The following is a 9,946-nucleotide window of genomic DNA, read 5'->3' on the forward strand; positions in this document are numbered from 1 at the left end:
CCGATTAGGCCAGGCGGACCGTACGCTATAAATCATGCAGGACAGACCAATGCTTTTCTAGCAAATGACGTCTATCTTCTTGCTTTCTTGGAAAACCTGTTCATAGATTCAAGATTCCAAGTTACCGCTATCTAATAATCTATGAATATAGGTTGGGGGTTGATGTTCTTGTTTAGTTCATCCGTTCATGCTGAAGAAGCGAACCACCCGGAGTGGGCACCCGAGCTTCTGGGGAGGGTTACCAAACGGATCGGGAGTGTCATTGTCGGACATGAGGAGCAAATCTCGTTAACGATGATGGCCTTGCTGGCCGGAGGACATGTGCTGCTGGAGGATGTGCCGGGAGTCGGGAAGACCATGCTGGTGAAGTCGGTGGCCTCGTTAATTGGCTGCGATTTCAGCCGCATTCAGTTTACGTATGATTTGATGCCGGGGGATATTACAGGGGCGTCGGTCTATTATCCGCATACGGGAGAATTCGTATTCAGGCCAGGACCCGTGATGTCCAATATTGTGTTGGCCGATGAGATCAACCGGGCATCGCCGCGGGCGCAATCCGCGCTGCTGGAGGCGATGGAAGAGGGGCGCGTCACCGTGGACGGCCATACGTATCCGCTGCCTGCCCCGTTCTTCCTGCTGGCAACGCAAAATCCGTACGAATATGAAGGCACAAGCCGCCTGCCGGAGGCGCAGCTGGACCGCTTTTTGATGAGATTATCGCTGGGATATCCCAATATGGAAGGTGAATTGGAGCTGCTGGAGCGGGGGATGGGCAGTTCCAGACTGGACGATCTGAAGCCCCTCATGATGGGATCCGAACTCATACGAATGCAGCAGATGGTTTCCCGTGTATTTGTGGATGACACCATCAAACGTTACATGGTCAGTGTGGCCGATGCATCTCGAAAACAGCAGGGTGTGTCCTTAGGGATTAGTCCGAGAGGGACATTGGCGTGGCTCCGCGCTTCACAGGCGGCCGCCTTTTTGACGGGGCGAATGTATGTCATCCCTGATGACTGCCTGCGCGTTGCCGTTCCTGTGCTCACCCACCGGATTCATCTGTCTCATGAGGCACGCGCTGCCGGCATAACGCCTTATGAAATGGTGGAGTCCATCATTACGAGGTTTGATCTGCCGCGCCAGCGAAGCCGGAAGGGGAATCCGTCATGAAACGCCGACTGCTGGAATGGTCAAGAGGAGTGGCCATCTGGTCCGTTTCTTTGGGACTTTATGTTTGGTTAGGCGGGGAATCGCTGCGGCTTGTATGGTGGGTAAGCACGATTCTATTGCTTGGCGGAGCTTTGACTAGTTTGCTGGGCCCAACACGAATCACCATTTCGCATACAAGCTCCCCTTCATGCATACAGGCGGGAGATTCTGCTCAGATGACGGTTCAAGTAACCTATCGTTCTCTTCTGCCCGTGCCATGGCTTATCATAACCGACCGGATTGGCATCAGGGAATACCGTAAGCTGCTGTTCCCCGGCATGAAGCGAAGGCTCGAGTATACCTACAGACTGAACCAGGTTCCCCGCGGAGTCTGGTCTTCGATCTATAGCGAGGTGGAATGGGGCGATATGTTCGGCTGGTTCAGAACAAGCCGGAACATGCCAAGCGATACCGGCGGCATAATTGTGCTGCCAAGACCCGCCGAGTGGCCGGAGGCCCAAGTGCCCATGCATGGAAGCGATATGGACTTCGAAGATGAACGGGTACGCTTCCATGTTTGGAATGAAATGAGAGGATCGGGCGTGCGCGACTATGTTCCCGGTGATCCCATGAACCGGATTCATTGGAAGAATTCCGCGAAGCTCGGCCGCCTGCAATCCTTCATGCCGCATGAGGGGTATGGATCAAGGCAGGGGGTTGTGCTGGATACATCGCTCCAAGGGTATGCAGGTCTTGACGCCTTGAAACCGGAGGATGCATTTGAAGACGCGGTATCTGCGGCGGCAGGATTTGTATCCCGGCTCATCCGCTGCAAAGTTCCCTATCAACTATATATCGATGGGGCTGGGATAGAGGATCGGCGAAACGAACACAAGGACGTGTTCAAGGGGCATCAGGACACGTTAGTACCGTTTGCCTCCGTTCAGCTAACCGGGAACGGTCCTGTACGGGACCGAAGCTTCGAGAAGTTCCTTTCTCCATCGCAAAAGAATAAGGATTGGGCGATTATTACGGGCGTTTTTCATGAGGGAGCGGCTGTCGCGGCAATCCACCTGCTGAATGAGGGCAGCAGAAAGGTTACCATCTTCTGTACGCAAAGTGTAAAGCGTTTGAAATCGGCTGGCAACTCAGGCTTAGAGGTGAGTCCATTAGAGAATCAGGCGTTGCCGGAGTGGGCACGGGAGTTTTTCAGCAAAGGCGGAAGGCTGGTTTACTTGCATGAAAAGCGGACAGATAGGAAGCCGACGAAGATAGGAGGTGCCGACCATGAGCGGACCGGGAAGCTCGCCCGTTAGGGATGCAGGCCATCGGAAGGCCGGAATATCCGGAGCCTGGGGTGTACCCCCTATTTTCGTCTCCCGATTGACCCACGGAACGCTTCTTCATCGTATATTGATTACGCTGCCGGTTGTGGGACTGCTGTCAGAGTGGCTATTGCCGCTTCGGGATGCAGGTGACATGGGCAGCCATCTTATGCTGCAAACCTTATTTCTCTGGGCTTTATTCTTGCTGCTCCAAGGACTGTTTACGCTGCGGGGCTGGGTATGGCTGCCGCTGAACGCCGTTCTGGTGGTCTGGCTGTGTGCCCGGTTGTTTGAATATAGCCATCCGCTGGCATGGCTGTCCGATTATATTTCGGAGACACTTCCGGGTGACGTTTCGGCATTCGGAAATGCGTGGGAGTTTACTGCCTTAAGCCAGGAGACGAGAACGATCATTCTGCTTGTCGGCTGGGCTATCATGGTATCCGCGGTCCATATGCTGGCTTTGTATCGCCGAACCGTGTGGTTGTTTGGCGGCTCGACGCTGGTTTATTTGGCGGTGCTGGAATCGGCCATGGAAGAAAGCATCTATGGCGATATGCTGCGTGCGGTGCTGTACATTTTGCTGGCGCAAGGTATGATGCTGATCCTTAAGCTGAAGCAGGAAACCGTGGAGGGAACCTCTTTTGAATTGGACATCCCTGAGCCTGTTCGATCCGGCCGCTTGTCCGGGCTGCCTGTGCTTCGCTGGAGTCTGGTGGTGCTGCTTGCTTCCGGTCTGATGGCCGGTATTACCCGAGTGGGAGGAGCTATTAGCGAGCCGTCGGCAGGTGTGGGATTAACGGTGTCCGAAATGGCGGCACGTCTGACGGGATGGGGAGGCCTTGTCTGGGGAAACAGGGAACCGTCGATTCCTGCCTCCCAGGTTGCCGGATATGCTTCCCAAGGAAAAGATTTGGGAGGTCCGTTAACGCTGAGTGATGCGTTATATTTTACCGCACAGTCGCCTGAACCGACTTACTGGCGAGGAGACACGTATAACCGGTATGATGGACGGAAGTGGGAGGCGGATCCTTCTATCCGCAAACCCGTCAAGCTGTCGGAGGACCTGAGCGGCATCCTGCCCTATTGGGAGCGTCCTTCCGGAGACAAGCTTGTCCAGACACTGACTTTTGAACAAGATACTCCGATCCAGTCCGTGCTGTCAGGAGGCATTATTACCAGCGTAAAGGAGATCCATTTCTCCAAAGAGAGAGGTACACCGAGGCTCGCCGTTGACAGGCTGTCCGAGACGGTATCCTTGCAGGGCGAAAGGGCGGTATCCGGTTATACCATAGAAACTTTATATAGTCAGCCTGAGGAGCAATCGCTCCGGAGTGGGACCAACAACGATCCTGAATATATGAAGGAAATGTACCTCCAGCTTCCCGAGCAGCTGCCCCTCAGAGTGAGGGATTTAGCAAGGGAGATCACATGGGACGCTGTGAACAGGTATGAAAAGGCGAAAGCTATCGAATCCTATTTGGAGCAGAACTATACCTATTCCCTGCAAACGTCGGTGCCTCCGGAAGGCAGGGATTTTACCGATTATTTTTTGTTTGATACGAAGGAAGGATACTGCGTTCATTTTGCTACGACGATGACCGTGCTGCTCCGATCCGAAGGTATCCCGGCACGCTACGTGACCGGATTTGCACCGGGTGAGCCGGTGGCAGGTACGGTAGACCGTTATGAGGTAGCCCAAAAGAATGCGCATGCATGGGTTGAGGTTTTTTTCCCGGGACAAGGCTGGGTGCTGTTCGATCCGACCCCGGGCTTTAGCATCGAGCAGGTGTCCACGCCTCCACTGGTTGGCGATTCCGGTTCTGCCGGGCTTAAGTACTGGAACAGCCTGTGGGACTCCATGATTTACGGAGCCGCTAAAGTACTCTTTCTGATAACCGCCATCGGTCCTGTTATGTTTGGGGCTGCGCTACTATTGGTTCTTCCCATCCTTGTGGCGGTTGTTTATCAAATTCCGACCGTGCGCCAAAGTTTGGCCTTTCTGAGGATGGCCAGAACGATAGCGGTAAGCGGGCGGGAGGGACTCGTATCGATCTCGGTATGGGTTTGGGACAAGCTCCAGCGAAGGTTTGGAGATTTGGAAAAAGGGCAGACCATGCGTCAATACGTCAATGCCTTGTCGATTGCCGATGCCGAATTCAGGGCGGAGCTGGGGCAGTTTGCGCAGCGCTGGGAGCGGGCGGCATACGATGACGAACCGTGGTCCCGTACCGAAAAAGTACTCTTTTTACGCCAATGTATTCGAATTGTCAAAAAACTGGCATGAAAACAAAAGCCTCTCTTTCTTGACGGTATGAATTAGGGTTGCGTATAATTAATTTCATTAATCAAGGGAGGCCCGGTAATGAATAAGCCTAATGAAATCATCGTCGTTTTAGACTTCGGTGGACAGTACAACCAACTTATAGCACGACGCATTCGCGATCTCGGCGTTTATAGTGAGCTTCTGCCATACAACACGTCCGCTCAGAAAATTAAAGAACTTTCCCCGCGCGGCATTGTTTTCTCAGGAGGTCCTTCCAGCGTGTATTCTGAGAATGCACCGCATGTGGACCCCGCCATTTATGACCTGGGACTGCCGATCTTCGGCATTTGCTACGGCATGCAGCTGATGGCTCAACAGCTGGACGGAAAAGTAGAACGTGCTTCGAAACGTGAATACGGCAAAGCCGAATTGGAGTTTGCTCCGAACTCAACGCTTGTCAAGGGGATTGAGCAAAAACAAACGGTATGGATGAGTCATGGTGATCACGTGGTGTCGCTGCCTTCCGGCTTTAAGCTGGATGCAGGAACGGAATCCGCACCGATCGCCGCGATGAGTAACGAGGATAAGAAGCTGTACGCCGTGCAGTTCCATCCGGAAGTTCGTCACTCCGTCCATGGTAATGAAATGATCAAGAATTTCTTGTACGAAGTGTGCGGATGCGAAGGCAACTGGAGCATGGAGACTTTTATTGAGGACCAGGTTCGTGAAATCCGTGAAGTCGTTGGCGAGCAAAAAGTGCTGTGCGCACTGAGCGGCGGCGTGGATTCCTCCGTTGTGGCCATGCTGATTCACAAGGCAATCGGCGATCAGCTGACATGCATGTTCATCGATCATGGACTGCTGCGCAAGGGCGAAGCTGAGAGCGTTATGGAAACCTTCGTCGGCAAGTTTGATATGAAGGTCGTTAAGATTGACGCTCAGGAACGCTTCATGTCCAAGCTGAAAGGCGTAGACGATCCGGAGAAAAAACGGAAAATCATCGGCAACGAGTTCATCTACGTATTCGACGAGGAGTCCAGCAAGTTTGATGATTTTGCATTCTTGGCTCAAGGCACGCTGTATACCGATATCGTGGAGAGCGGTACGGACACGGCGCATACGATCAAATCCCACCACAATGTCGGCGGGCTGCCAGAAGACATGAAATTCACGCTGATCGAGCCGTTGAAAGCTCTCTTTAAGGATGAGGTTCGTAAAGTCGGCGAGGAGCTGGGCTTACCGGATGAGATCGTTCACCGTCAGCCTTTCCCTGGCCCAGGTCTTGCGATCCGCGTACTGGGTGAAGTAACGGAGGACAAGCTGCAAATCGTTCGTGATTCCGACTACATCCTGCGTGAAGAGATCGCGAAAGCGGGATTGGATCGCGAGATCTGGCAGTATTTCACGGCCCTTCCGAACATGAAGAGTGTCGGCGTCATGGGTGATGCACGTACGTATTCCTACACCGTAGGTATCCGTGCCGTAACCTCCATCGACGGCATGACAGCGGACTGGGCGCGTATCCCATGGGATGTGCTGGAGAAAATCTCCGTCCGTATCGTGAACGAAGTCGAGAACGTTAACCGTATCGTGTATGACGTGACTTCCAAACCACCAGCAACGATCGAGTGGGAATAGTTTTTATACAGCTGTACTAAACCCTAAAACCTTCAATCCACACCTGTGGAATTGAAGGTTTTTTTATGTGTACTTGTACCACCCGAACCGTTCTCCTCTGGACGGGTAAATGCCATTGGTTTTATTGCATGCATCTTTTGTGAATTAAGATAAATAATACGTTAGGGTGCAAAAGTCAGGTGCGAGCGTTAAGGGAGGTTGAACCAAGACCTAAACCCGTGAGGAGGAAAAAGAATGAAAGCTATCGTCATTGATCGTTATGGGGGCAAGGAAGAACTACAGGAAAGAGAAGTGCCTACCCCTACACCGCAAGCGCATCAGGTCTTAGTTAAGGTGGCCGCCACCTCGATAAATCCAATAGACTGGAAGCTCCGTGAGGGCTACTTAAAACAAATGATGGATTGGGAGTTTCCGATTATTTTGGGTTGGGATGTTGCCGGAACGATTGCGGAAATGGGGGACGGGGTAACGGATTGGAAGGTGGGAGACGAAGTGTTTGCCCGCCCGGAAACGACCCGTTTTGGCACATATGCCGAATATACTTTGGTGGATGATCATTTGCTGGCGCGTAAGCCTGCTGCTATCTCATGGGAGGAAGCCGCATCCGTTCCGCTCGCAGGACTGACCGCTTGGCAGGCGCTGTTTACACATGGCGAACTGACCCATGGAGAGAAGGTCTTAATTCACGCAGGCGCAGGCGGCGTTGGCATGTTCGCTATCCAGTTTGCCAAACAAGCGGGCGCCTATGTGATTACGACAGCCAGTGAGCGTAATCATGAGCTGCTGGCTTCACTCGGAGCTGAGCAGATTATTGACTATCGGACGACCCCTTTTGAAGATGTTTTGTCGGATGTGGATGTTGTGTTCGATACGATGGGCGGTGACGTCCAGAAGAACAGCTTTAAAGTGCTGAAGAAACATACCGGGCGAATCATATCCATTGTCAGCGATTTTGATGAAGAGCTGGTAAGACAATACGACGTAACCGCCAAAAATATATGGCTGGATCCCAATGGTCAGCAGCTTCAGGAAATAGCCGCCCTGTTGGAGCAAAAAAAGGTAAGATCCGTAGTCGGAGCTACGTTTCCTTTTTCGCAAAAAGGGCTCTACGATGCCCACGCATTAAGTGAGACCCACCATGCTGTTGGTAAAATAGCCATAAGTTTCTCCTAAGGAGCACAGTGATCCCTGTTTCACCCTGCGTCCTCGCGAGCGGATTTGAGTGGTCATGTGCGCATTGTCCCTGTTATTGGGCTGTATTTTGTCGTATGTAGTTCGGTTGTCCTAGAATGAATAGGTTATGGAATATCAAATTCCGAACGTTTCTTTAAATTGACAAGCGCAATATTCGTTTTTGTTATTGACAAGGTTGGGCTTCTCGTCCTAGAATATGTGTAGAAACTGACATGACAACTACAAATAACGAGCTTTTTCGTATAATCCCGGGAATGGGCCCGGGAGTCTCTACAGGTCACCGTAATGATCTCGCTACGAAAAGAAGAGCGGCAATATAATGATGCGGACTCGTCCAGCATTCGAGATATCGGCCTGCAAGATGGAGCAGCGTTCCATTAAGCAGCCGGTTATTCGATAAGGATGCTGCCCTGCAGCATGCGAATGATTGTTTTGCGGCTCTTTTTTCAAGCGACGGCCCTGGGGATTTATCCTTAGGGTCTTTTTTGTATGTTGCCGGTCATTAATTTTAAGGGGGATATCTCTACAATGGAGCGTTTCTTTAAACTAAAGGAACACGGAACAAATGTAAGAACCGAGATTATCGCAGGCTTGACGACCTTTATGACCATGGCTTACATCCTGCTGGTCAACAATCTGTTCCTGGGTCCTGATGGCGCAGGTATTCCGCAGGAAGGCGTATTTTTCGCTACTGCAGTAGGTGCCGGTCTCGTGACGATGGCCATGGGCTTCTTCGTTAACATTCCGGTTGCGTTGGCACCAGGTATGGGCTTGAACGCGTATTTCATGACGGTTGTATTAAGCTCGAACGGTGCGATTACTTGGCAGGCCGCACTCGGTGCAGTATTCATCTCCGGTATCGTCTTCATCATTCTCACGGTAACCAAAGTCCGCCAAATGCTGCTGACTGCAGTTCCGAACAACTTAAAGATTGCCATTACGGTCGGTATCGGCTTGTTCATTACCATCGTAGGTCTTAAGCTGGGCAACATTGTGACGGCTTCCATTAACCCGGGAACGGATATTACTCATCCGGTACCAGGCGGTGCCTTCAATCTTGGTCTTGGGAATTTCGTTGAGAACAAGGATACGCTGCTTGCGATCATCGGGCTGTTCCTGATCGCAATCCTGATGGTCCTGAAACTGAAAGGCGCTCTGCTTATTGGCATCGTGCTCACGACGCTGATTGGCATTCCGATGGGAGTAACCGATCTGTCAGGTCTGAGCACCGCAAGCTGGATTCCTTCGTTTGATAATCTGGCTGTCGGACAGATGGACTTGAAGGGCGCGCTTGGCATTGGTCTTATCGAAGTTATTTTCATCTTTACATTCGTTGAACTGTTCGATACGTTCGGTACACTGGTTGGTACTGCAGGCCGTGCGGGACTCCTCAAGAACAAAGAGGAAGGCGAGAAGAAGCTTGGTAAAGCGATGCTCGTGGATGCCGGCGGCGTAAGCGCAGGAGCATTCCTTGGAACAAGTACTATCACAGCTTTCGTGGAAAGTACTTCGGGTGTCGCCGAGGGTGGACGTACAGGCTTGACCGCTGTTACTACGGGCGTACTCTTTATACTGGCATTGTTCTTGGCTCCGATTGCTCTGGTTGTTCCTTCGGCTGCTACCGCGCCGGCACTCGTAATTGTCGGTGTGCTGATGATGAGTCAGGTTCGGGATATCGAGTGGGATGATTTCATGCAGGCATTCCCGGCATTCTTGACCATCATCCTGATGCCTTTCACTGGCGGCATCGCTAACGGAATCTCTGCTGGCATCATTGCTTATGTCATCCTTGCGGTATTCGGCAAGTTGATCGGACGCACAGATACTAAGGTGCATTGGCTGATGTGGATCTTGTTTGTGATCATCCTTGTCCGATACGCTTTCCTCGGTGCCGAGTAATTTCGGAATACTACTATATAATGAATAAATAGAGCGAAGGCTTCTGATATTTATCCGGAGCTTTCGCTTTTTTATGACTGCCAATGCAGGTAGGGGTAATTGCTAAGATAAAAGGACGGTGGGGAAACTAGGGTTAAGTTAGTCATATTATTATAGAAAGGTTTTGTCACCGAGTAGACGTGTCATCAAGAGCATTATATTAGATAGAAAGTATTCTTTGAAAAAACTTTTTGAAAAAGACTTGCATTCTTGATCTGCACATGGTATATTATATTTCCGGCCAAGAAATACGGTCGAAACAAACGCTTGGGACAACAAGCCAAAATGAATTCGAAAAATTAAATTCAAAAAAAGCTTGCAATGATCGAGTGGATGTGATAAGATATAAGAGTTGCTAACGAGATAAAGCGTTGGCGACAAACGAAGAAGTTGATCTTTGAAAACTGAACAACGAGTGAGTAAAACGAACCACTTT

Annotated in this window: 6 protein-coding genes and 1 riboswitch; all 6 genes read left to right on the forward strand. The window is 51.1% G+C overall.

Going from position 1 to position 9,946, the window contains the following annotated elements; translation table 11 throughout:
• The first annotated feature begins 162 nt into the window (after window positions 1-162).
• The 6 genes from DP091_RS16620 to DP091_RS16645 all read left to right on the forward strand — a co-directional run bounded on the left by DP091_RS16620 (window position 163) and on the right by DP091_RS16645 (window position 9,471).
• Entirely contained in the window at window positions 163-1,170 is a 1,008-nt protein-coding gene (locus tag DP091_RS16620) for an AAA family ATPase (protein WP_113059349.1), read from the forward strand.
• Window positions 1,167-2,465 (forward strand): DUF58 domain-containing protein, encoded by a 1,299-nt coding sequence (locus DP091_RS16625; protein ID WP_113059350.1) that lies wholly within the window; start codon window positions 1,167-1,169, stop codon window positions 2,463-2,465. The genes DP091_RS16620 and DP091_RS16625 overlap by 4 nt, the downstream gene beginning before the upstream one ends.
• Window positions 2,437-4,761, forward strand: a complete 2,325-nt coding sequence (locus DP091_RS16630) for a transglutaminase TgpA family protein (protein WP_113059351.1) — start codon at window positions 2,437-2,439, stop codon at window positions 4,759-4,761. Before DP091_RS16625 ends, DP091_RS16630 begins: the two co-directional genes overlap by 29 nt.
• Before the next feature lie 78 nt (window positions 4,762-4,839).
• Window positions 4,840-6,378, forward strand: coding sequence for a glutamine-hydrolyzing GMP synthase (gene guaA, locus DP091_RS16635; protein ID WP_113059352.1), 1,539 nt, complete (start codon window positions 4,840-4,842; stop codon window positions 6,376-6,378).
• 234 nt (window positions 6,379-6,612) lie between these two features.
• A complete protein-coding gene (locus tag DP091_RS16640) occupies window positions 6,613-7,551 on the forward strand; it encodes an NADP-dependent oxidoreductase (protein ID WP_113059353.1) in 939 nt (312 codons plus the stop codon).
• A 239-nt stretch (window positions 7,552-7,790) separates the two neighbouring features.
• A riboswitch (purine riboswitch) is annotated at window positions 7,791-7,889 on the forward strand.
• A 211-nt stretch (window positions 7,890-8,100) separates the two neighbouring features.
• On the forward strand, window positions 8,101-9,471 hold the full coding sequence (locus DP091_RS16645) for an NCS2 family permease (protein WP_113059354.1): 1,371 nt from the start codon (window positions 8,101-8,103) through the stop codon (window positions 9,469-9,471).
• The last annotated feature ends 475 nt before the right edge of the window (window positions 9,472-9,946 follow it).

It is taken from the genome of Paenibacillus sp. MDMC362 (assembly GCF_003269305.1).
GTDB lineage: Bacteria > Bacillota > Bacilli > Paenibacillales > Paenibacillaceae > Paenibacillus_AQ.